Source organism: Paraburkholderia susongensis (assembly GCF_900177725.1).
In the GTDB taxonomy this organism is placed as follows: domain Bacteria; phylum Pseudomonadota; class Gammaproteobacteria; order Burkholderiales; family Burkholderiaceae; genus Paraburkholderia; species Paraburkholderia susongensis.
On the sequence record NZ_FXAT01000005.1, the window covers coordinates 289,360 to 310,902 of the forward strand.

Annotated in this window: 19 protein-coding genes; 10 read left to right on the forward strand and 9 right to left on the reverse strand. The window is 64.2% G+C overall.

The genetic code is table 11. The features are described from left to right. Positions 1–33: 33 nt before the first annotated feature. From B9Z01_RS17540 to B9Z01_RS17555, 4 genes are all read right to left on the reverse strand, one after another. On the reverse strand, positions 34–2,091 hold the full coding sequence (locus B9Z01_RS17540) for an acetyl/propionyl/methylcrotonyl-CoA carboxylase subunit alpha (protein WP_085485278.1): 2,058 nt from the start codon (positions 2,089–2,091) through the stop codon (positions 34–36). 44 nt (positions 2,092–2,135) lie between these two features. After that, positions 2,136–2,921, reverse strand: a complete 786-nt coding sequence (locus B9Z01_RS17545) for an enoyl-CoA hydratase/isomerase family protein (protein ID WP_085485280.1) — start codon at positions 2,919–2,921, stop codon at positions 2,136–2,138. Positions 2,922–2,983: 62 nt separating this feature from the next. Next, entirely contained in the window at positions 2,984–4,591 is a 1,608-nt protein-coding gene (locus B9Z01_RS17550) for a carboxyl transferase domain-containing protein (protein ID WP_085485282.1), read from the reverse strand. Between the two features lie 83 nt (positions 4,592–4,674). Further along, positions 4,675–5,856, reverse strand: a complete 1,182-nt coding sequence (locus tag B9Z01_RS17555; RefSeq protein WP_085485284.1) for an isovaleryl-CoA dehydrogenase — start codon at positions 5,854–5,856, stop codon at positions 4,675–4,677. Between the two features lie 239 nt (positions 5,857–6,095). On the opposite strand from B9Z01_RS17555, the gene B9Z01_RS17560 reads away from it, so the two are divergent. From B9Z01_RS17560 to B9Z01_RS17570, 3 genes are all read left to right on the forward strand, one after another. Next, positions 6,096–6,935 (forward strand): TetR/AcrR family transcriptional regulator, encoded by an 840-nt coding sequence (locus B9Z01_RS17560; protein WP_244196052.1) that lies wholly within the window; start codon positions 6,096–6,098, stop codon positions 6,933–6,935. A 38-nt stretch (positions 6,936–6,973) separates the two neighbouring features. Then, positions 6,974–7,819 (forward strand): DUF72 domain-containing protein, encoded by an 846-nt coding sequence (locus tag B9Z01_RS17565; RefSeq protein WP_085485286.1) that lies wholly within the window; start codon positions 6,974–6,976, stop codon positions 7,817–7,819. A 310-nt stretch (positions 7,820–8,129) separates the two neighbouring features. Next, entirely contained in the window at positions 8,130–9,248 is a 1,119-nt protein-coding gene (locus tag B9Z01_RS17570; protein WP_143808966.1) for a 3-deoxy-7-phosphoheptulonate synthase, read from the forward strand. Positions 9,249–9,486: 238 nt separating this feature from the next. Here the strand turns inward: B9Z01_RS17570 and B9Z01_RS37060 are convergent, their stop codons facing one another. The 4 genes from B9Z01_RS37060 to B9Z01_RS17595 all read right to left on the reverse strand — a co-directional run bounded on the left by B9Z01_RS37060 (position 9,487) and on the right by B9Z01_RS17595 (position 12,562). Then, on the reverse strand, positions 9,487–9,921 hold the full coding sequence (locus tag B9Z01_RS37060; RefSeq protein WP_476704043.1) for an HU family DNA-binding protein: 435 nt from the start codon (positions 9,919–9,921) through the stop codon (positions 9,487–9,489). A gap of 450 nt (positions 9,922–10,371) precedes the next feature. Continuing rightward, entirely contained in the window at positions 10,372–10,671 is a 300-nt protein-coding gene (locus B9Z01_RS17580) for a hypothetical protein (protein ID WP_085485290.1), read from the reverse strand. After that, on the reverse strand, positions 10,668–11,150 hold the full coding sequence (locus tag B9Z01_RS17585; protein WP_085485292.1) for a DUF2778 domain-containing protein: 483 nt from the start codon (positions 11,148–11,150) through the stop codon (positions 10,668–10,670). The genes B9Z01_RS17580 and B9Z01_RS17585 overlap by 4 nt, the downstream gene beginning before the upstream one ends. A gap of 686 nt (positions 11,151–11,836) precedes the next feature. Next, the gene (locus tag B9Z01_RS17595; protein ID WP_085485294.1) at positions 11,837–12,562 is read right to left on the reverse strand and encodes a DUF899 family protein; all 726 of its coding nucleotides are present in this window, start codon (positions 12,560–12,562) and stop codon (positions 11,837–11,839) included. Positions 12,563–12,907: 345 nt separating this feature from the next. On the opposite strand from B9Z01_RS17595, the gene B9Z01_RS17600 reads away from it, so the two are divergent. Both B9Z01_RS17600 and B9Z01_RS17605 read left to right on the forward strand, forming a co-directional pair. Next, complete coding sequence (locus B9Z01_RS17600) at positions 12,908–13,903, forward strand: LysR substrate-binding domain-containing protein (RefSeq protein ID WP_085485296.1); 996 nt, start codon at positions 12,908–12,910, stop codon at positions 13,901–13,903. A gap of 82 nt (positions 13,904–13,985) precedes the next feature. Then, on the forward strand, positions 13,986–15,248 hold the full coding sequence (locus B9Z01_RS17605; RefSeq protein WP_085485298.1) for an MFS transporter: 1,263 nt from the start codon (positions 13,986–13,988) through the stop codon (positions 15,246–15,248). A 39-nt stretch (positions 15,249–15,287) separates the two neighbouring features. On the opposite strand, the gene B9Z01_RS17610 is transcribed toward B9Z01_RS17605, so the two are convergent. Then, entirely contained in the window at positions 15,288–15,893 is a 606-nt protein-coding gene (locus B9Z01_RS17610) for a peroxidase-related enzyme (RefSeq protein WP_085485299.1), read from the reverse strand. 262 nt (positions 15,894–16,155) lie between these two features. Here B9Z01_RS17610 and B9Z01_RS17615 point away from each other — a divergent pair, with 262 nt between their 5' ends. The 5 genes from B9Z01_RS17615 to B9Z01_RS17635 all read left to right on the forward strand — a co-directional run bounded on the left by B9Z01_RS17615 (position 16,156) and on the right by B9Z01_RS17635 (position 21,523). Next, a complete protein-coding gene (locus tag B9Z01_RS17615) occupies positions 16,156–17,175 on the forward strand; it encodes a DedA family protein/thiosulfate sulfurtransferase GlpE (RefSeq protein WP_085485301.1) in 1,020 nt (339 codons plus the stop codon). Between the two features lie 224 nt (positions 17,176–17,399). Beyond that, entirely contained in the window at positions 17,400–18,476 is a 1,077-nt protein-coding gene (locus tag B9Z01_RS17620; RefSeq protein ID WP_085485303.1) for an LLM class flavin-dependent oxidoreductase, read from the forward strand. Between the two features lie 19 nt (positions 18,477–18,495). Beyond that, positions 18,496–19,311, forward strand: coding sequence for a class II aldolase/adducin family protein (locus B9Z01_RS17625; protein ID WP_085485305.1), 816 nt, complete (start codon positions 18,496–18,498; stop codon positions 19,309–19,311). Beyond that, a complete protein-coding gene (locus tag B9Z01_RS17630) occupies positions 19,311–19,889 on the forward strand; it encodes a cysteine dioxygenase family protein (protein WP_085485307.1) in 579 nt (192 codons plus the stop codon). The genes B9Z01_RS17625 and B9Z01_RS17630 overlap by 1 nt, the downstream gene beginning before the upstream one ends. A 26-nt stretch (positions 19,890–19,915) precedes the next feature. Further along, a complete protein-coding gene (locus B9Z01_RS17635) occupies positions 19,916–21,523 on the forward strand; it encodes a rhodanese homology domain-containing protein (RefSeq protein WP_085485309.1) in 1,608 nt (535 codons plus the stop codon). The last annotated feature ends 20 nt before the right edge of the window (positions 21,524–21,543 follow it).

The window sequence follows — 21,543 nt, forward strand, 5'->3', positions numbered from 1 at the left end:
TGAATCAGGCCTGCCTGCACCCGAATCGCGCGCTTATTCACCCGCCTGGTGCACGTCCAGCACCAGAAGCTGCGCGCCATCGGTGACCTGATCGCCGACCGCATACAGCACCTCGGCAACGGTGCCGGCTGCCGGGGCGCCGATCGTGTGCTCCATCTTCATCGCTTCCATCACGATGAGCGGCGTGCCCTTCTCGACCACCGCGCCCGGCTCGACCAGCACCGCGATCACCTTGCCCGGCATCGGCGCGGTGAGACGCCCTTCGCCGCCTTCGGCATCCGCGGCATGCGCGAGCAGGTTCTGCCATTCGAACGCGAGCGCCTCGCCGTAGCAGAACACATGGAACGTGTCGCCGTCGATGAACACGCGGCCCGTCACGCGCGCGTCGCCGAGCGTCGCGCGAAACTCGTGCTGACCCGCGCCGGCCGACCAGCTGAAGCCGTCGCGCACACCGTCGTGTTCGAGCGTCTGCGCTTCGCCGTTGCGCGCGAATGTGACCGTGAATGCGCTGTCGTTGTCGTGGTTGCCCGCATCGTCGATCGCGCGCCAACCCAGTGTTTGCGTATAGCCGCTATTGAGGCGCCAGTGCGACAGCGCATCCCACGGCGACGCGCCGTGCGCGACGCCGCCCTCGCGCGTAAGCAGCGCGGCGCAGGCGAGCGCGAGCGCTTCCCTGAAGGGTTTTTTCGCCGGCGCAAACAGCGCGTCGTGATGACGCTCGATCAAACCCGTGTCGAGATCGCTGTTCGCAAACGGTTCGCTCGCGACGATGCGCTGCAGGAACTCGACGTTCGTATGCGGGCCGACCACCTCGCACGCGTGCAGCGCGCGAGCGAGACGCGCCAGCGCTTCTTCACGCGTCGCGCCGTGGACGATCAGCTTCGCGATCATCGGATCGTAGAACGGCGTGATCGTGTCGCCTTCGCGCACGCCGCTGTCGATACGCACCGGCGCCTTGCGGCCGGGCTCGCCAAGACCTGCCGCGTCGATGGCGAACTCCACGCCCTCGGGCATGCGCACATGCTTGAGCGTGCCCGTCGAGGGCAGGAAACCGCGCGCCGGATGTTCGGCGTAGATGCGCGCTTCGATTGCGTGACCGTCGAGCTTCAGTTGCTCCTGCGCGAGCGGCAGCGCTTCGCCTGACGCGACGCGCAGTTGCCATTCCACGAGGTCCTGCCCCGTCACCATCTCGGTGACCGGATGTTCGACCTGCAAGCGCGTGTTCATTTCCATGAAATAGAACTCGCCGCTGCCGGTCATGATGAACTCGACCGTGCCCGCGCCGACGTAGCTCACCGCGCGTGCGGCAGCCACGGCCGCTTCGCCCATCGCGCGTTTGATGTCGGCGGCAAGGCCCGGCGCGGGCGCTTCCTCGAGCACCTTCTGATGACGCCGCTGCACCGAGCAGTCGCGATCGAACAGATAGACCGCGCCGCCGTGCTGATCGGCGAACACCTGCACCTCGACGTGACGCGGCCGCGTCAGATACTTTTCGATCAGCACGCGATCGTTGCCGAAGCTGCTCGCCGCTTCGCGCTTGCACGACAGCAGCGCCGCGGCGAAATCCTCGCTGCGCTCGACCACGCGCATGCCCTTGCCGCCGCCGCCCGCGCTCGCCTTCAGCAGCACGGGGTAGCCGATCGTGTCCGCCTCGCGATGCAGTAGCTGCGGGTCCTGGTCGTCGCCGTGATAGCCGGGCACGAGCGGCACCGCGGCCGCGTGCATCAGCGCTTTCGCGGCGGCCTTCGAGCCCATCGCGGCAATCGCCTCGACCGGCGGTCCGATGAAGACAATCCCGGCTGCCTCACAGGCGTGTGCGAAGTCCTCGTTCTCCGACAGAAAACCGTAGCCCGGATGCACGGCCTGCGCGCCGGTCGCGCGCGCGGCTTCGATGATGCGCTCGATGCGCAGATAGCTCTCCGCCGCCGTCGAGCCGCCGATGTGAACCGCTTCGTCACACGCGGCGACGTGCTTCGCGTTGGCGTCCGCGTCCGAATAGACGGCCACGCTCGCGATGCCGAGCCGCTTGCAGGTGGCCGCGACGCGGCACGCAATCTCGCCCCGGTTGGCAATCAGGATCTTGTTGAACATGAGGTGTCTCGCTGAAGTATGCGGTTCGGGGCCAAGGTGGCGAATCAGTTGCGCCAGGACGGCGTGCGCTTTTCGAGGAACGACGCGACGCCTTCGCGGCCTTCCGTGCCGGCGCGCGTGCGCGCGATACGCACGGCCGTATCCTCGATCAGCGCATCGTTCAGCTCGCGGCCCGCGATGTCCTGCACCAGCCGCTTGCACGCGCGCACGGCCTGCGGGCCGTTCGCACACAGCGTTTGCGCGAGTTGCGCGACGGTTGCGTCGAGTTGCTCCGCGCTCACCGCTTCGCTGACGAGGCCCAGGCGCAAGGCAGTCGCGCAGTCGAACGCTTCGGCGGTGACGAAGTAGCGTCGCGCGGCCTGCTCGCCGAGCGCGCGAATCACGTAAGGCGCGATCGTGGCCGGAATCAGGCCGAGGCGCGCCTCGGAGAGGCAGAAATGCGCGCTGTCCACCGCGACTACGATGTCGCAGACCGAGATCAGACCCATGCCGCCCGCGTACGCGTCGCCGTTCACACGCGCGATCACCGGCTTGCTGCAGCGGTACACGGCCGACAGCATGCCCGCGAGCCGCATCGCATCGGCGCGGTTCTCGTCGTCCGAGTAGCCGGCCATCTTCTTCATCCAGTTCAGGTCGGCCCCCGCGCAGAACGCTTTGCCGTTCGCGGCGAGCACGACCGCGCGCACGTCGTCGCGCGTATCGAGCGCCGTGAACGCCGAGGTCAGCTCGGCGATCATCGTTTCGTTGAACGCGTTGCGCACGTCCGGGCGATTCAGCGTGACCGTCGCGACCTGTCCGGCCACGTCGATCTTCAGCGTTTCGTATTGCATACTTAGCACTCCCTTACGTCGTTGCGCCGTGTTCTTGCGTTGTATCTTTGCATCGGGTGCCGTTACATCCGGAACACGCCGAAGCGCGTGTCTTCGATCGGCGCGTTCATCGCCGCGGAAAGGCCGAGACCCAGCACGTCGCGCGTTTGCGCGGGGTCGATCACGCCGTCGTCCCACAGACGAGCGCTCGCGTAGTACGGGTGCCCCTGATGTTCGTATTGCTCACGGATCGGCTGCTTGAATGCCTCTTCCTCTTCAGCGCTCCATGCGCCGCCCTTGCCTTCGATGCCGTCACGCTTGACCGTGGCGAGCACAGACGCCGCCTGCTCGCCGCCCATCACCGAAATGCGCGCGTTCGGCCACATCCACAGGAAACGCGGCGAATACGCGCGGCCGCACATGCCGTAGTTGCCCGCGCCGAACGACCCGCCGATGATGACCGTGAACTTCGGCACCTTCGCGGTTGCGACCGCTGTCACCATCTTCGCGCCGTTGCGCGCGATGCCTTCGTTTTCGTATTTGCGCCCGACCATGAAGCCGGTGATGTTCTGCAGGAACACCAGCGGAATCTTGCGCTGGCAACACAACTCGATGAAGTGCGTACCCTTTAACGCCGACTCCGAAAACAGGATGCCGTTGTTCGCAATGATGCCGACCGGATGCCCCCAGATATGCGCGAAGCCGGTCACGAGCGTGGTGCCGTAGCGGGCCTTGAATTCGTCGAAGGCGGAGTCGTCGACGATGCGTGCGATCACTTCGCGGATATCGAACGGCTTCCTCGTATCGACCGGAATCACGCCGTAGATGCTCTTCACGTCATAGCGCGGCGGCTTCGGCTCCTGCAAAACGAGCGGCGCGGACTTCACACGATTCAGATTGCCGACGATGCTGCGCGCAATCGCGAGCGCATGCGCGTCGTTCTGCGCGAGATGATCGACGACGCCCGAGAGGCGCGTATGCACATCGCCGCCGCCGAGGTCCTCGGCGCTCACCACTTCGCCGGTCGCGGCTTTCACGAGCGGCGGGCCGCCGAGAAAAATCGTCCCCTGATTCTTGACGATGATCGACTCGTCGCTCATCGCCGGCACATACGCGCCGCCCGCGGTGCACGAGCCCATCACGACCGCGATCTGCGGAATGCCGGCCGCCGACAGATTGGCCTGGTTGTAGAAGATGCGGCCGAAGTGATCGCGATCGGGAAACACCTCGTCCTGATTCGGCAGATTGGCGCCGCCCGAGTCGACGAGATACACGCACGGCAAGCGGTTTTCGTTCGCGATTTCCTGCGCGCGCACGTGCTTTTTCACGGTAACCGGATAGTAGGTGCCACCCTTGACCGTTGCGTCGTTGCAGACGATCACGCATTCCTGCCCCGCGATGCGGCCAATGCCGGTGATTACGCCCGCGCCCGGCGCGTCGTCGTTGTACATGCCGTACGCGGCGAGTTGCGAGAACTCGAGAAACGGGGTGCCCGGATCGAGCAGTTGCGAGATGCGCTCGCGCGGCAGCAGTTTGCCGCGGCCCGTGTGCTTGTCGCGCGCGGCTTCGCCGCCGCCGAGCGCGAGTTGCTCGATCTTCGCGCGCAGATCGGCGACGAGCGCTTCGAGCGCCGAGGCGTTCGCGCGAAAGTCGTCCGAGCGCGGGTTCAGCTTTGATTCGATGATCGGCATGACGTGGCTTCTCCTTGTTGCCGCTCTTTCATGAACTCACGCACAACGGGCAGCGTAACGTGCACCCGCTTGCGCGTTCCCGCTCACAGCGTTTCGGCAAACAGCTCGCGGCCGATCAGCATGCGGCGAATCTCGCTCGTGCCCGCGCCGATTTCATAGAGCTTCGCATCGCGCCACAAACGTCCAACCGGATACTCGTTGATATAGCCGTTGCCACCGAGAATCTGGATCGCCTCGCCGGCCATCCACGTCGCTTTTTCGGCGGTATAGAGAATCACGCCCGCGCAGTCCTTGCGCACCTGGCGCACGTGCTCGCTGCCGAGCGTGTCGAGCTGACGCCCCACCGCGTACAGATACGCGCGGCACGCCTGCAACGTCGTGTAGAGATCGGCGACCTTGCCCTGGATCAGCTGGAATTCGCCGATCGACTGGCCGAACTGCTTGCGGTCGTGGATATACGGCACGACCGCGTCCATCACCGCGACCATGATGCCGGTCGGGCCGCCCGCGAGTACCGCGCGTTCGTAATCGAGGCCGCTCATCAGCACTTTTACGCCGCCGTTCAACTGACCGAGAATGTTTTCTTCCGGCACCTCGACGTCCTGGAACACGAGTTCGCCGGTATGCGAGCCGCGCATGCCGAGCTTGTCGAGCTTCTGCGCAACCGAGAAACCCTTCATGCCCTTCTCGACGATAAACGCGGTAATGCCGCGCGAATTCGCTTCAGGATCGGTCTTCGCATAGACGACCAGCGTGTCGCAATCGGGGCCGTTCGTAATCCACATCTTGGTGCCGTTGAGCACGTAGCGATCGCCCTTCTTCTCGGCGCGCAGCTTCATGCTGACCACGTCCGAACCCGCGTTCGGCTCGCTCATTGCAAGCGCGCCGACGTGTTCGCCCGACACGAGCTTCGGCAGATATTTGCGCTTCTGCGCGTCCGTGCCGTTGCGATGAATCTGGTTCACGCACAGATTCGAATGCGCGCCATACGACAGGCCGACCGAGGCCGACGCCCGCGAAATCTCCTCCATCGCGACCATGTGCGCGGTATAGCCCATGTTCGCACCGCCGTATTCCTCGGAGACGGTCATGCCGAGCACGCCGAGATCGCCGAACTTGCGCCACAGGTCCATCGGAAACTGATCGGTGTGATCGATTTCCGCCGCGCGCGGCGCGATTTCTTTGGCGGCGAACGACGCAATGCTGTCACGCAGCATTTCGATCTCTTCGCCGAGCGGGAATTGCAAACCGGGCAGGTTGCGCATTGCGGTGTCTCCAGAGTTCGTTGGCGGCCGCTCGCCTGGTACGCGAATCAGCACGCGAATCGTGTCAAGGCGCATTTCACGCCAGATTGACGTAAACGTCAATAGGTATTTTTGAGTTTTACTCAGAAATTTTCCGAAACCTGCGCCAGGCAGCCAATTCGGTGCTAGGATCGCTTTCATCGGACATACGAAGTTCATGTTCCGCCCTAACCCGCATCACAAAACTGAACCTGACTCATATGACGGTTGCCGTGAAGACCGGATTGCCTGTCTCGCGCCGCGAGCCGGCGGGGCGCAAGTCGCAGCAGCGCGTGAAGGAAATTCTTCAGGCGGGGCGCGACGTTTTCTCCGAAAAAGGCTACGAGCGCGCGACGACCGCGGAAATCGCGCAGCGCCTCGGCATTTCGGAGGCGACCGTGTTCAGTTATTTTCGCGGCAAGCGCGAGCTGTGCGCGCGCGTGATCGGCGACTGGTACGACGAGATCATCGAGGCGATCGAAGCGGGCCTGCCGCGCGACGGCAGCGTACGCCAGCAGTTCGCGTTCATCGTGCGCACGCATTTGCGGCTGATGCTCGTGAACGGCACGGACCTGTGCGCGCTCGTGCTGTCCGAAGGCCGCGCGCGGCATCACGAGTTGAGCGAAGCGCTAACCGAATTGCAGCGCCGCTACACCGCGCCGTTGATGTGGGTACTCGCCGAAGGCCAGCAAAGCGGACAGATTCGCGCCGACATGCCGCTGCGCCTGCTGCGCTCGATGGTGTTCGGGCCGATGGAACACGTGCTGTGGGACGCGACGCTGACGAACCGGCAGATCGATATCGACGCAACCGCGGATCAACTGATCGACGTGCTGTGGGCCGCGCTCACGCCGCCCGATCCCGCGGTGAGCGCGTTGCAGCGCTTCCGGGCGGACGTGGCTGAGGCGAACCGGCGTTTCGAGGAGGCGACCAGGGGGGCTGAGGCGCCCAAGGAAGCGGGATCGGCGAAGCCTGCCAACGCGTGCGCGGGAGCAAAGGCAGCAACGACGGCTGCGGCGGCAAGCACGGCCAGAACCGCGCGCCGGACGAAAAGCGGCTAATCTACACTCTCCCCGCCGCAGCCCGAAGGAGAGCCCAAGTGCCCGCAGCGAAAAGCGCGAAGGAAAGCAACGAGCGAAGCGAGAAAACCACCGCCACCGCACGCGTTCGCATCGGCATCGGCGGCTGGACCTATGCGCCGTGGCGCGGCCCGTTCTATCCGCCCGGCCTCACGCAAAACCGCGAACTCGAATACGCGAGCCGGCAACTCACGTCGATCGAAATCAACGGCACGTTTTATGGTTTGCAGAAGCCGGCCAGCTACGAGAAGTGGTATCAGGAAACACCGGACGATTTCGTCTTCTCGCTCAAAGCGCCGCGTTACGCGACCAACCGCAAAGTACTCGCCGAAGCGGGCGAAACGATCGAGCGTTTCTTCGCGAGCGGCGTGCTGTTGCTCAGGCAGAAACTCGGTCCGGTCAATTGGCAGTTCGCGCCGACAAAAAAATTCGATCACGAAGACTTCGAGGCGTTTCTGAAACTGCTGCCCGCGAGCATCGAAGGACAGCCGTTGCGACACGCGGTCGAAGTCCGTCACGACACGTTCAAGACACCTGAATTCATTGCGCTTGCACGCAAATACAAGGTCGCTGTCGTGCTCGCCGCCGACAGCGAATATCCGCAGATCGCCGATATCACCGCGCCGTTCGTCTACGCGCGCATCATGGGCACGAGCGAGAAGGAAGCCCAAGGCTATTCGGCGCAAGCAATCGACGCATGGGCCGAACGCGCGCGCGAGCTTGCCGCCGGCCGCACGCCCGGCGACCTGGAAACCTGCGCCGAACCGCCCGCGAAAGCAGCCGCGCGCGACGTCTACCTGTACGTCATCAGCGGCTTCAAGGAACGCAATCCGGCCGCCGCGATGGCGCTGATACGGAAACTCTGACGAGCCGCGCGCTGCCCGCCCCGCCGGGCAGATGTCATAATCGCGCCAGCGCAGCCGTGCGCTGGCGCATCAATTTCGCCTCGGCTTCATGCCTGCTTCGTGCCTGCTCCCTGCCCGCTTCGTGCCAAACCCGGCACCAGGCCTCGCACGAGATGCCGCGCGAAGTATTGCGCAAGGTGTCCCGCGAGCTATATCGAAAAGCCACGCACGGCCCACGTCAAACCTTTGCAGCGCCCGCCGCGCCACCGTCGCGCGGCGGGCGCATGACCGGACGGCCATGCCGTCTACCCAACCGATTCCGGAGAATATCTTGAGCGCCCTCGACAACCCCCTGCACGATCAGGAAGTCGGCTCGGCCGACGCGACCCAGGACACCACGCGCATCGACGACGTGCGCATCGGCGCGGTCCGCCCGCTGATTTCCCCCGCGCTGCTACAGGACGAACTGCCAGTGCCGTCCGCGGTGCAGACGCTCGTCGAGAAAACGCGCGTCGAAATCGCCGACATTCTGCATGGCCGGGACGACCGGCTCGTGCTGATTACCGGCCCTTGCTCGATTCACGACCACGACCAGGCGATCGAATACGCGCGCAAGCTGAAGGCCGCCGCCGATGCGTACAAGGACGATCTGCTGATCGTGATGCGCGTCTACTTCGAGAAGCCGCGCACGACGGTCGGCTGGAAAGGTTATATCAACGACCCGCGTCTCGACGGCAGCTTCCGCATCAACGAGGGCCTGCGTCTCGCGCGGCAACTGCTGCTCGATATCAACGGTCTGGGGCTTTCGACCGCGACCGAGTTTCTCGATCTGCTCAGCCCGCAGTACATCGCCGATCTGATCGCGTGGGGCGCGATCGGCGCACGCACGACCGAGAGCCAGAGCCATCGGCAACTGGCCTCGGGCCTGAGCTGCCCGATCGGTTTCAAGAACGGCACTGACGGCGGCGTGCAGATCGCCGCCGATGCGATCGTCGCGGCCGGCGCGAGCCATGCGTTCATGGGCATGACGAAAATGGGCATGGCGGCGATCTTCGAAACGCGCGGCAACGACGACGCGCACGTGATTTTGCGCGGTGGCAAGAAAGGACCGAACTACGACAGCGCATCGGTCGAGGCGACCTGTGCCGCGCTTCGCTCAGCGGGTCTGCGCGAACAGGTGATGATCGACTGCTCGCACGCGAACTCGAACAAGTCGCACCTGCGTCAGATCGAAGTCGCGCAGGATATCGCGCAGCAGTTGTCGCAAGGTGAGCGCCGCATCATCGGCGTGATGCTCGAAAGTCATCTGGAAGAAGGCCGCCAGGATCTGAAGGCAGGGGTGCCTTTGCGTTACGGCGTGTCGATTACGGATGCGTGCGTGAGCTGGGCACAAACCGAGCCGGTGCTCGCGATGCTCGCCGAGGCCACCCGCAAACGCCGCGCGGGCTAAGCCCGCCGCATCTCGGATGCGGAGAATCGCGGCAGTCAAGCGCAACAGAGAATCCGCTCGACGCCTGGCCTCAGTGAGAGCCAGGCACACGCGCCGCGCCAGCCGCCGGGCAAACCTGCTTGCCGGGGATGGGGCAGCGCGTGATTCCTCGCACCCGATGCATCGCCTTCGCGCTCCTCACAGCATGCTGGAGAGCGCACTGCGAATCTTGTGCAAATCCGGTGCGAAGCGCGTTGCATTACGACGCGTTGACGGCTTCCTTGAATGCCTTGCCCGCGGTGAACTTCACCGTCTTGGCCGCGGCGATCTGGATCTCCGCGCCCGTCGACGGATTGCGGCCCACGCGTGCCGCGCGCGCGCCGGTCGAGAAAGAACCGAAACCGACCAGTTGCACCGTATCGCCGCTCACCACGGCCTTGGTCACCGCTTCGACGATTGCGTCGATGGTCTGGCCGGTGGCCGCTTTGCTTTCGCCCGTCGCTGCGGCGACTGCATCAATCAGTTCCTGTTTGTTCATAGCACTTCCCGTATGGTAATCATGGAACCGGCGCCCTTTCTGTGGCGCCGGGACCGACACACTAACGCATAGGCCCACATTCGCGCAAACCCTTGGTGTAAGGCTTGTATCACCGGCGCAGCGCCCATTTGACGATTTCTGGACGCAAAGTGCCATAAGAATCGCGAGCTTATGAGTTTCCGCAGTGTTATGCGCGCTCGCGGCGCATCACAATCCGTTGCAATTTCAGTGCTTTAGCGCTGCGTTTGCCGGCACGGCGCGGTTTTCCGCGATGGCTGGGTGGTTCGCGAAGAGTCCGCGCCGCGCTCGCTCGACGCGCCAAAAGTTTGCGTTCGGCAAAAAATTAACAAATGGAAATTCGCCGGATTGCAACATGCCGCGGCATGTGCGCGGCATGGGGTTGCTCGGCAGAAACGACCGCCTTCCGCCTGGATAGCGGATATCGGAAGGTAGTACTTACCGCGCCCTACCCCCATGGGTACGCTCGAATTCATCGGCATTACGCCGATATAATCTACGCGCGGCGCGGCGGTGTGGCCACTGCGGCGTGGCATTACGCGGTCCGCTTACGCGTAGCAGGAAGCCCGCGCGAAACCCCGCAAGTCGTCAATCAGCAGGATTGCCGTATGTATGCCGCCACGCAACGACGCTCGCCGATACAACGATTGCGGCGGCGAGCAGATAGGCGACGACGAATAGCAACAGGCATAACATGCTGTCAATGTCCGCCGCATCAGGGCGATAGTCTGGAGTTTCGACCTCGCGTATTGCCCACTCAATGCCGTGCTGCAACCATAGCGGAACATCCCATGAAATGTGCAGGAACGCCCAGGTGAGCAGGTGCCCCAGGACGAACCATACGGCAAGTGACGCGAGCCACCATAACCACACAGTACGGCGCATCATCGAACCTCAACCCGACCATACGCCTTCAGTTCGCTATTGCCAGGTATTGGCATTGCGGGCTTGTGCAGTCTTATATACCGCTGCAAGCGTTCGAAGTCTGCCGGATTCTTCACGGTAATGCACCCTTTGCTAAGGTGCCTTTCTCCCTCGGGATGCAGGCGAAACGAACCGCGCCTGATGCCGTCAATCATTGTGGTATCACCGCCGTGCGCATTCCATAGCATGAACCATTTTTTATGATCGGTACTTGTGCTATGTGCTCCTATCCAATCCCACAACCAACCGAGCCGCCCGCCTGATTGGCGGTCAACAAGGTAATAGGTGCCCGGCGGCAGTGCACCCACATCGGGCAAGGCAACGGCATCCGGATTGTCGCGCCCCTGCCTCTGACCTGAATAGGCTTCGATACTGCCGAAGCCTACACAGGACAATTGTGATGTCTCGCGGTTGTTGAGCCTGAAAGTACAAAAAGCTGTCATTGCTGTCCTCTCCCTGGTGGAGCTTCACATTTATCACCGCGTTCGCGTGGTGAATATGGGCTCCGGCCCAAAGTTGGAAGCTTGACGGCTGCTCACATGACTAAGCGCTGTCCACTGGCTCACGAGCCTGAGGGTGGTTTCTTGAAGCGCGAGAATGTTCGGTGGCGGGTAATCGCGCCGACCCGCGCGGCACGGTTAGGCCGGCTGATTTCGGTCAGCAGATCGTCGGTAGCCATCGGCGCGGGTCAACGCGCAAACGTTTAACGAAACACGCAGCCGGACCTGGCTTATCGGCCTGATCGGCATCGTGTTCAGTAGCGCGGCGGTGATTTTCGCGACGCCGGACATGAAGCTCGCATTCGCTGCCTAAGTCTCGTGACGCAGGCGTTACGTCACGCTGGCCTCGAAGCGCTCGACCGCTGGCAGAACACGCGGCTCGGCATAGTCAGGCCGGCAAAATTCATTCGGATTGCAGAGCGTATCAAACTGATTCTGGACATCACCGAAGTGCCGTTGCGTGCTACGGCACGAAGCGCTCGCCGAAGTCGCGAGCTGGCTGCTCACGCTCTATCTGCCGTTCAATCCATCGGCAGCCGCTACTCGACGTCGGCGCACGCCGCAACCTACGCGGCGCGGCGGCGCTCGCGTGATAACCCCATCCGTTGCTGCCGCAGCGCTTCGTCGCTTCAATATTCGAGCTTCGGATACCAGTCGCTGCCGCGACCGCCCGGCGTCGTATCGAGTATCGTCCACAGCGGCATCAGATCAGGCGCGCCGCGCGGGTCCTGACCCGGGTCCGCCGTCGATGATCCCATCTCCTCGGCCCAGAAGTGCCGCACGACACCGCCCGAACGCGTGAACACGTTGAGCGCGGGAAGATCGTCGCCGGCCGGATCTTCGGCCGCGTAGTCGCGATTGAACGTGTTGCCGCCCGACGAATAGAGCCGCAGATGCCGCCAGCCACGCTCCTGCTTGAACGCGGCGAGCTTGTCGATCGGCGAGCGGCCGATCACCGCGAACGCGACACGTTGCAGGATGTCGGGCATTTCGCCGTCCCATGCGCTCAACAGCGACGTGCACATCGGGCACGGCCGCGCGCGCTGCGGGCCGAACATCCAGTTGTAGGTGACGAGCGTATCGTGCGCGCCGAACATCTGCGACAGCGTGAGCGGGCCTGCCTCGCCCTCGAAGCGATAATCCTCGGGCACGATGCCGCCTGGCGGCAGCGCGCGGCGCTGCGCGGCAACCCGCTCGATATGGCGGCGCAGTTCGATTTCCTCGGCGAGCAGTTCGTTGCGCGCGCGCCGATATTCCGCGCTTTCGCCTGGAAAGCGCGAGGGCATGGCGGCCAGTTCGCGGGCCGGTCGCAGCACCTGCGCCGATGGGGTTGGGTGTGGGGTCGCGTCAGTCATCAGCCATCTCCTCTTGCGAAATCGTGCAAAAAATGGACGGTGGGCGTGCGCGGCCGCCTGCGCTTGGCTTGCGGTTGCCGCCTGCCCTATAGCCACGACGAACGGGATCGCGGCAAATCGACAGTCATGGCGAAATTTTCTGGAGCGTTTTTTACAGCGCTATTTGCAACACTTTTTGCAGCGTATTCTCCAGCGTGCGCGGCCCCCTTCAGGATGCACCGCAGCAAGGTATGCTTGCGCGAAGCGATGTCGCGCGACACGAGGCGACACCGCCCGACACCACACACCCATGACACCACGCAGCACGCGCGCCGTCCACGAGACGGCCGTTCTGGGGAACGCACCATGCCGCTTCGTCTGCCGCCCCTGCCCGCGCTTCGCTTTTTCGAAGCAGCCGGCAGGCATCAAAGTTTCAAGCTCGCCGCCGCCGAACTCAACGTCACGCCGAGCGCGATCAGTCATGGCATCGTCGGTCTCGAAGCGGCGCTCGGCGTCGAGCTGTTCGTGCGCGAGCCGCGCGGCATCTCGCTGACGGCGTCGGGCGCCGACTATCTCTCGTACGTCTCCGAGGCGTTTTCGCTGATTGCGATCGGCACGCAGCGTCTGCCGAATCATCGCGCGGATCGGCCCATTGCGCTCAGTTGCGCGCCGACCTTCGCGTCGCGCTGGCTGCTGCCGCGTCTCGCCGGTTTCCGCGCGCGCTGGCCGAACGTGAATGTGAGCGTCGACACCTCGCACCGCCAGGTGGGTTTTCCGGTCGACGGCTTCGACTTCGCGATCCGCATGAGCCGCGCACCGGTTGCCGGCACCGCATGGACGCGCCTGTTCGGCGAGCGCTTCGTGCCCGTGTGCAGCCCGGCTTACCTCGAGACGCTGCGCGAGACGCGGAGTGACGAGCAGGACAACGGGCAAGGCAGCGGGCAAGTCAACGTCAGTTTGCGGCACGCGACGCTGATTCACGTGAACGCCGCGAGCGAAGACTGGCAGGCGTGGCTCGACGCGACGGGCACTGACGGCACCGACGGCACCGGCGGCACCGACGGTATCGACACAAACGGCGGCCTGCGCGTCGACACGATCCAGCTCGCGTTCGAAGCGGCCAGCATGGGCCTCGGCGTTGCACTCGGCCGCAGACCGCTCGTCGATAGCGATCTCGCGCGCGGCGCACTCGTCGAAGCATGCGCCAACACGATTGCGTCGACCACCGCTTACTGGCTGGTCAGCGCCGAAAATGCGGAAAGCGCAATCCGCCGGCCGGAGCTTGCGGACTTCAAGCGCTGGCTCGTCGGCGAGGCCGCGCAGTTCGACACGCAAGCCGCGACGCAGGAGGCGCACAGGTGAGCCATGCTCACCTGTCGTCGAAAACTTTTCTTTTGCTGCCTATGCGGCGGACTGCGACCATGGCGCTCAAGGAGAACCCGCCATGTCGACCGCCAACAGCAAGCGCCACACGCTCGCCCTTCATCCGACCACGACCACGCTCGTGATCGTCGCTGGCGCGCTCATCCTGAGCGCGGCAATGGGCATCCGCCAAACCTTCGGGCTCTTCATCGGCCCGTTTTCGTACGATCGCGGCGTGCCGGTCACGCAGATCGCGTTCGCCATCGCGCTGCACAACCTCGTGTGGGGCTTCGCTCAGCCGTTCGCAGGCGCGGCCGCGGACCGCTACGGCTCGGCGCCGGTGGTCGCGTTCGGCGCAACGACGTTCGCGGCCGGCCTCGGGCTTTCGGCGGTCGCGCCTGGTGGCGCACTGCTGATCGTCGGCATGGGGCTGCTGGTCGGGATCGGTGTGAGCTGTACGACGTTCGGCGTCGTATTGCCGGCAATCGGCCGCGTCGCATCGCCGGAAAAACGCAGTCTGGCGATGGGGCTCGTCAGTGCTGGCGGCTCCGCGGGACAGGTGCTGATGGTGCCGCTCGTGCAAGGTATTCGCCTGAACGCGGGCATTGCGACCTCATTGTTCGTGCTGGCGTTCCTGATGCTGTTGATCGCGCCGCTCGGCATCGTGCTCGACCGGCGCGCCCAGGCGCGTGCCACCGCTCAGACACACGAAGCGCCCGCCGCCTCGCTGCGCAAGGTATTCGCACAAGCCGTGCGGCATCGCGGCTATCGTCTGCTGACGCTCGGCTTCTTCACCTGCGGTTTCCAGCTCGCGTTCATCGCAACGCATCTGCCCGGGTATCTGACGCTCTGCCATATGCCGATCGGGCTCGGCGCCACCGCGCTCGCGCTGATCGGCCTCTTCAACATGGCGGGTAGCTGGGCGTGCGGCTGGCTGGGCGGCCGGTTCCGGCAGCATCATGTGCTCGGGTGGCTCTATCTGATTCGCAGCGCGACGATCGGCGCGTTCTTCGTGTTGCCGAAAAGCGCCACCTCCGTGGTGATGTTCGCGGCCGTAATGGGGCTCACGTGGCTCGGCACCGTGCCGCTTACGAGTGGTCTCGTCGCGAAGGTATTCGGCACACGCCATCTCGGCAGCCTGTTCGGCGTCTGCTTTCTGAGCCATCAGATCGGCTCGTTTCTCGGCGCGTGGCTAGGCGGCCTCGCGTTCGATCTGACCGGCTCGTATTCGCTGCTTTGGGAAGCGACGGTTGCCGCCGGCCTGATCGCCGCCATGCTGCATTTTCCGATCGACGACACGGCGGTGAGCATGCCCTCGTCACGCGCCGAACCCGCACGAGCCTGATGCAAACCGCTACGGATCCCGAAGCAATTTCAGCCGATGCTATTTTTTCGGCGCATCCGCTGCGGCTTTCGGCACCCGGCCCATCAGAAAGAACTCGTCGTTCGGACGCATCGAGATCACGTTAGCCATACGGTTCGACAAGCCGAAGAATGCGGTAATGGCCGCGATGTCCCAGATGTCCTCGTCGGTAAAACCGTGCCCGCGCAGGACCTGAAAATCGTCCTCGCCGACCGTGCCCGAAGCGCGGCACACCTTCAGCGCGAAATCGAGCATCGCTTTCTGGCGCTCGGTGATATCGGCCTTGCGATGATTGACCGCAACCTGATCGGCGAGCAAGGGCGCCTTCTCGTAGATGCGTAGAATCGCGCCGTGCGCGACCACGCAGTAGAGACACTCGTTGACCGCGCTCGTCGCGACCACGATCATCTCGCGCTCGCCTTTCGTGAGCCCACCTTCTTTCAGCATCAGCGCGTCGTGATAGGCAAAGAACGCGCGGAATTCATCGGGCCGATGCGCGAGCGTCAGGAACACGTTCGGCACGAAACCCGCCTTCTCCTGCACTTCGAGAATGCGGGCGCTGATGTCCGCGGGCCATTCGCCCGGCTCGGGCACCGGGTAGCGGCTGATGGGCTGAAGTGTTGCCATGTGCTGTCTCCGTTATGTCTGTAAGTGCATGAGGATCATTGTAGCAACCCCTCTCGACGCCGGTTGCGCCGGGCGCGCGCCCTTTCACGACGTCTACCCGCTACCTGTGCTTAAATCGGTCTTTCGCACCGGCGTGCATGCCTGTTGCCGCGAGGCTGCTCGCACCACCCCGTGCCTGCTCGTGCCACTCGTGTCACGAGCAGGCCGGACGCGGACGACTTCCCTTTCCCTTTCCTTTCATTGCGATCTCAGGAGCGCGGTTGTGTGGCATTTTCCGGTTGCTATTCCAGCTTCTCTCGGTGTGTGGGCCGTGTTCATGAGCGTGCTCATCACGCAACTCGGCATGCCGGTTCCGGCTGCGCCGATGCTGATTCTCGGTGGAACCATGGCTGCCATGGGACAGACTTCGTACGTCAATGTGGTGTGCGCGGCGGTCGGCGCCACGCTGATCGCCGACTCGCTGTGGTTTTTCACGGGGCGCGCGTATGGCCGCCGTCTGCTGAATTACCTCGTGCGCTTCTCTCTTTCCCTGGACACGACCGTGCGCGTCACGCGCAACACCTATGAACGCTACGGCGCGCCGATTCTCACGGTCGCGAAGTTTATGCCCGGTCTCGGGCTGATTTCCGCGCCGCTGCTTGGCACGACAGCGATCAGTGCCGCCGTGTTCCTGTGGTGGGATCTGGTCGGCGCCACGCTGTGGGCGAGCGCGTGGGTGATCGGCGGGGGCGCGTTGCACGATCAGATCGTGCAACTGATACTGCTCGTGCGGAACAACGGCGGCACGATCGCCGATACGTTCGCGGCGATCTTCGCAGCGGTACTGCTCTATCGCTGGCTGCGCCGTCTGCAGTTTCGCCGCTGGCTCGCGCATGTACGCATTTCGCCCGAACAGCTCGACGCAATGATGAAATCGAACGAGCCGCCGCTGATTCTCGATGCCCGGCCAAACGCGGTGCGCGAGAAGGAATCGCATCGGATTGCCGGCGCGCGGCCGCTCGATCTCGATTCGCCCGATCCGATTCATCCGGAGTTGCTGAAGCGGCCGATCGTCGTCTATTGCGTGTGCCCCAACGAAGCGACAGCGAAGCGTATCGTCAAACAATTGCATCGCAAGAACATCCATAATGTTCGCGCGCTGAAGGGCGGCCTCGATGCGTGGGAGAAACGCGGTTACCCTGTCGAGCCGCTGCCGCCCGACTTCAATACGGCGATGGCGCATATTCTCGAAGACAAAAGCAACGAAGGCGAATACACGGTGCGCGCGCGACTTGCGGAGTGAGCATCGTCCGTGCCGCTACGCTTCGACTTTGCCCCCGCCACGAACAGCCGGAACACCATTCCCCTACGCGCCTAACATGCGCGCTCTATATCTTTAGCTGAATCTAATATTTAGTTTTTGCATAGCTCGATGTTAGCCTGAATTCGTCCGGCAGGCGTGCGACCGGGTAGCGTCTGCTCCCGCGTCCATTCCTCCATCGCAACGAATTTCCACAAGGAGCTAACGTGAGCGTCGAATTCATCGGCATGATCCAGCAGCGCAAGGTATCGGAAACGCATGCGCCGCAAGGTCCCGCGATCGATACCGAGTACGTGCGCGCATTTGCGCAGGCGCACGAAAACGCGGGCTTCAATCGCATTCTCGTGCCGCACAGCTCGACGAGTCCCGACGCGACCATCACGATCGCTTACGCGGCCAGCGTGACATCGCGCGTGCATTTCATGCTCGCGCACCGGCCCGGTTTTGTCGCGCCGACGCTGGCGGCCAGACAGATTGCGACGCTCGATCACTTCTCGGGCGGCCGGCTCGCGGTGCACTTCATCTCCGGCGGCAGCGACGAAGACCAGCGTCGCGACGGCGACTTTCTGAGCCACGACGAGCGTTACGCGCGCACCGACGAGTATCTGCAGATCCTGCGCCGCGTGTGGACCGAAGATCGCCCGTTCGATCACGAGGGCCGCTTCTACCGCGTCGAAAAGGCCTTCTCCGAAGTCAAACCCAAACAGTCGCCGCATGTGCCGATCTATTTCGGCGGCGCATCCGAACCGGCGCTCGCGGTCGCGGGCAAACACGCGGACGTCTACGCGCTATGGGGCGAGTCGAAGCAGCAGGTTCACGAACAGGTGACGCGCGTGCGTGCCGAAGCCGCGAAACATGGCCGCAACGTGCGCTTCTCGGTCTCCTTCCGTCCCATTCTCGCGTCGACGGAAAAAGCCGCATGGGAGCGCGCCGAACACATTCTCGAAGAAACGCGCCGCCTGCGGGTCAAGCAAGGCTTCGCGCGTGGCGGGCCGCAACAGAGCGAAGGCGCGCGGCGTCTACTCGCGGCCGCGGGCGACGGCGTGCGCGCGGACGAGCGTCTATGGACAGCCGTCGCGCGAGAGATCGGCGGCCGCTCGAATTCGACCGCGCTCGTTGGCACGCCGGCGCTCGTCGCGCAGACACTCGCCGAATACCATGCACTGGGCGTCACGACGTTTCTGATCCGCGGCTTCGATCCGCTCGAAGATGCGATCGACTACGGCCGCGAACTGATTCCCGCGACGCGCGAACTCACGTCGCGCGCACGTCACGCGGCATGAAAGGGAGCGCGACGAGATCATGAGCACCGTACTCACCGATACGCCTTCGCTTGCGTTTCGCCCCACGCCGCTGCGCAAATTCTGGTTCGACGACGACACCGAGCCGTCCCGCTCGCTCGTGCAGGAACGTCTGCACCGGCAGCAGCGTCTTGCCGGCGCATTCCGTCTGTTCGCGCGCTATGGCTTTGCGCAGGGTCTCGCCGGCCACATCACCGCGCGGGACCCCGAATGGACCGATCATTTCTGGGTCAATCCGCTTGGCCGGCATTTCGGCCGCATTCGCGTGTCGGACCTGCTGCTCGTCAACAGTCACGGCGAAATCGTGATCGGCGACGGTCCCGTGAATCAGGCCGCGTTTGCGATTCATGCGGCGATTCACGAAGCGCGGCCCGACGTGGTCGCGGCGGCGCATACGCATTCGCTATATGGCAAGGCGTGGTCGACGCTCGGCCGCAAGCTCGATCCTCTGACCCAGGACTCCTGCGCGTTTTACGAAGACCACGCACTATTCGACGATTTTCGCGGCGTCGTGCTCGACACCACGGAAGGCGCACGCATTGCCGAAGCGCTCGGCTCGCACAAGGCCGTGGTCCTGAAGAACCACGGCATCCTCACGGCGGGCCCGTCGGTCGAAGCGGCCGCATGGTGGTATATCGCACTCGAAAACGCGTGCCACACCCAGTTGCTCGCGCAGGCAGCCGGCACGCCACAGCCGATTCCGCACGACATGGCCGCCTTGACGCATCAGCAGGTGGGCCGCGCGAACGGCGCGCGGCATGCATTCGAGAGCCTGTATGAAGGGCTCGTCGAAGCCGAACCGGAACTGCTCGACTGATGGCTATTCATAAACTGCGCCGCTTTGTCGGCGAGATTGCCTCTTTAGTCGATTCCGCCATCGACTCCGATACCGGCGAAGCCGAACTGCTCGAACAAGGCGCGCACGCGCTACGCGAGCTGATCCGGGTCGACGACTGGCTTGCGGACGCCTACGCGCAGCCGTCCGCCGAGCGTTATCAGCAATTCCTGCTGTACGCCGATCCGCGCCAGCGCTTCAGCGTCGTCAGCTTCGTGTGGGGACCGGGGCAACAGACGCCGATTCACGACCACACCGTGTGGGGTTTGATCGGCGTGCTGCGCGGCGCCGAACTCGCCACGCCCTATGCCCGAAACGACGACGGCTCGCTGCGTCAAACCGGCGCCGAGGTGCGTCTCGAAGCGGGCGACGTCGAAGCGGTGTCGCCAGCGATCGGCGACATTCACCGCGTGCGCAACGCGTATGACGACCGCACCTCGATCAGCATTCACGTGTATGGCGCGAACATCGGCGCGGTACGCCGCTCTACCTATGCACCCGACGGCTTGCCGAAGCCGTTCATGTCCGGCTACTCGAACGAAACGCTCCCGAATATCTAGTACCTCAGCAAGGAACTGCATCATTCATGACGACCTATCCGGTTCGCACCTATGAGGACGTGCGCGAAGCGCTGCTCGCACGCCGCGAAATCGCGCTGCTCGATGTGCGTGAAGAAGACCCGCACGCGCAGGCTCATCCGCTTTTTGCGGCCAATTTCCCGCTCTCGAAGCTCGAACTCGATGCCTATACGCGTCTGCCGCGCCGCGACGTGCCGATCGTTCTGTTCGACAACGGCGAAGGACTCGCCGCGCGCGCGGCCGGCAAGCTCGCAGCGCTTGGCTACACCCATGTCGCGTTGCTCGCGGGCGGTCTCGACGGCTGGATTCGCGCGGGCGGCGAAGTGTTTCGCGACGTGAACGTGCCGAGCAAGGCATTCGGCGAATTCGTCGAAGCGCGGCGGCACACACCTTCGCTCTCGGCTGAAACGGTGGAAACGCTGCTGAAGAACGGCGACGACGTCGTGGTGCTCGACGCGCGCCGCTTCGACGAATACCAGACCATGAACATCCCCGGCAGCATCAGCGTGCCCGGCGCCGAACTCGCGTTGCGCGCGCGAGCGCTCGCGCCGAATCCCGGCACACGCGTGATCGTCAACTGCGCGGGCCGCACGCGCAGCATCATCGGCGCGCAATCGCTCGTCAACGCGGGGTTGCCGAATCCGGTCGCGGCGCTGCGCAACGGCACGATCGGCTGGACGCTCGCGGGACAGACACTCGAACACGGCAGCGACCGGCAATTCGATCCGCCGGCCGGACTCGATGCTCAGAATCTCGCCGCTTCGCGCAATGCGGCGCGCGCACTGGCCGACCGTGCAGGTGTAAGCCGCACGACGCTCGACGAAGCTGCGCGCTGGGCTGCCGAATCGTCGCGAACGACCTATCGCTTCGACGTGCGCACGCCCGCCGAATACGAGCATGCGCACGCACCGGGCTTTCAGGGCGCACCCGGCGGCCAGCTCGTTCAGGAAACCGACATGTTCGCGCCCGTGCGCGGTGCGCGCGTCGTGCTGTTCGACGACGACGGCGTGCGCGCGAACATGACGGCCTCATGGCTCGCACAGATGAACATCGAGGTGTACGTGGTCGACAGCGCAGCCGCGCCGGAGCTCACCGCGAGCGGCGCGTGGCGCGGCGCAAAGCCTGATCCGGCGCCAACGTCCACCGTGTCCGCCGAGGAACTGGCCTCGCTCATTGCCGACGCTTCCAGCAACACCATCGTGATCGACGTCACGGCCAGCGCGAATCACGTGAAGGCCCATATTCCGGGCGCTTACTGGATCGTGCGCTCGCGCCTGTCCAACGACGCCGACGATCTGCGCGCGCTGCCCGATGCGAAACGCTACGTGGTCACGTGCGCGACGAGTGCGCTTGCGCCCTTCGCGGCACCGGAAATCGCGGCGCTGACGGGTAAGCCCGTGCATGTGCTCGAAGGCGGCACGTCGGCATGGATTCGTGCGGGCCTGCCCACCGAAGCCGGTGACGCGCGCCTCGCTTCACCGCGCATCGATCGCTACCGGCGTCCGTATGAAGGCACCGGCAACGCGCGCGAGGCGATGAACGCGTATCTGGAATGGGAGTACGGCCTTGTCGCGCAACTCGATCGCGATGGCACGCACGGCTTCTTCGTGATCTGAACGGCGCATGCGGTGCTGGC

Coding starts and splice junctions, on each gene's coding strand:
- B9Z01_RS17540 (WP_085485278.1), bottom strand. CDS start 2,091: ATGTTCAACAAGATCCTGATTGCCAACCGGGGCGAGATTGCGTGCCGC.
- B9Z01_RS17545 (WP_085485280.1), bottom strand. CDS start 2,921: ATGCAATACGAAACGCTGAAGATCGACGTGGCCGGACAGGTCGCGACG.
- B9Z01_RS17550 (WP_085485282.1), bottom strand. CDS start 4,591: ATGCCGATCATCGAATCAAAGCTGAACCCGCGCTCGGACGACTTTCGC.
- B9Z01_RS17555 (WP_085485284.1), bottom strand. CDS start 5,856: ATGCGCAACCTGCCCGGTTTGCAATTCCCGCTCGGCGAAGAGATCGAA.
- B9Z01_RS17560 (WP_244196052.1), top strand. CDS start 6,096: ATGACGGTTGCCGTGAAGACCGGATTGCCTGTCTCGCGCCGCGAGCCG.
- B9Z01_RS37060 (WP_476704043.1), bottom strand. CDS start 9,921: ATGGCACTTTGCGTCCAGAAATCGTCAAATGGGCGCTGCGCCGGTGAT.
- B9Z01_RS17580 (WP_085485290.1), bottom strand. CDS start 10,671: ATGATGCGCCGTACTGTGTGGTTATGGTGGCTCGCGTCACTTGCCGTA.
- B9Z01_RS17585 (WP_085485292.1), bottom strand. CDS start 11,150: ATGACAGCTTTTTGTACTTTCAGGCTCAACAACCGCGAGACATCACAA.
- B9Z01_RS17595 (WP_085485294.1), bottom strand. CDS start 12,562: ATGACTGACGCGACCCCACACCCAACCCCATCGGCGCAGGTGCTGCGA.
- B9Z01_RS17600 (WP_085485296.1), top strand. CDS start 12,908: ATGCCGCTTCGTCTGCCGCCCCTGCCCGCGCTTCGCTTTTTCGAAGCA.
- B9Z01_RS17605 (WP_085485298.1), top strand. CDS start 13,986: ATGTCGACCGCCAACAGCAAGCGCCACACGCTCGCCCTTCATCCGACC.
- B9Z01_RS17610 (WP_085485299.1), bottom strand. CDS start 15,893: ATGGCAACACTTCAGCCCATCAGCCGCTACCCGGTGCCCGAGCCGGGC.
- B9Z01_RS17625 (WP_085485305.1), top strand. CDS start 18,496: ATGAGCACCGTACTCACCGATACGCCTTCGCTTGCGTTTCGCCCCACG.
- B9Z01_RS17630 (WP_085485307.1), top strand. CDS start 19,311: ATGGCTATTCATAAACTGCGCCGCTTTGTCGGCGAGATTGCCTCTTTA.
- B9Z01_RS17635 (WP_085485309.1), top strand. CDS start 19,916: ATGACGACCTATCCGGTTCGCACCTATGAGGACGTGCGCGAAGCGCTG.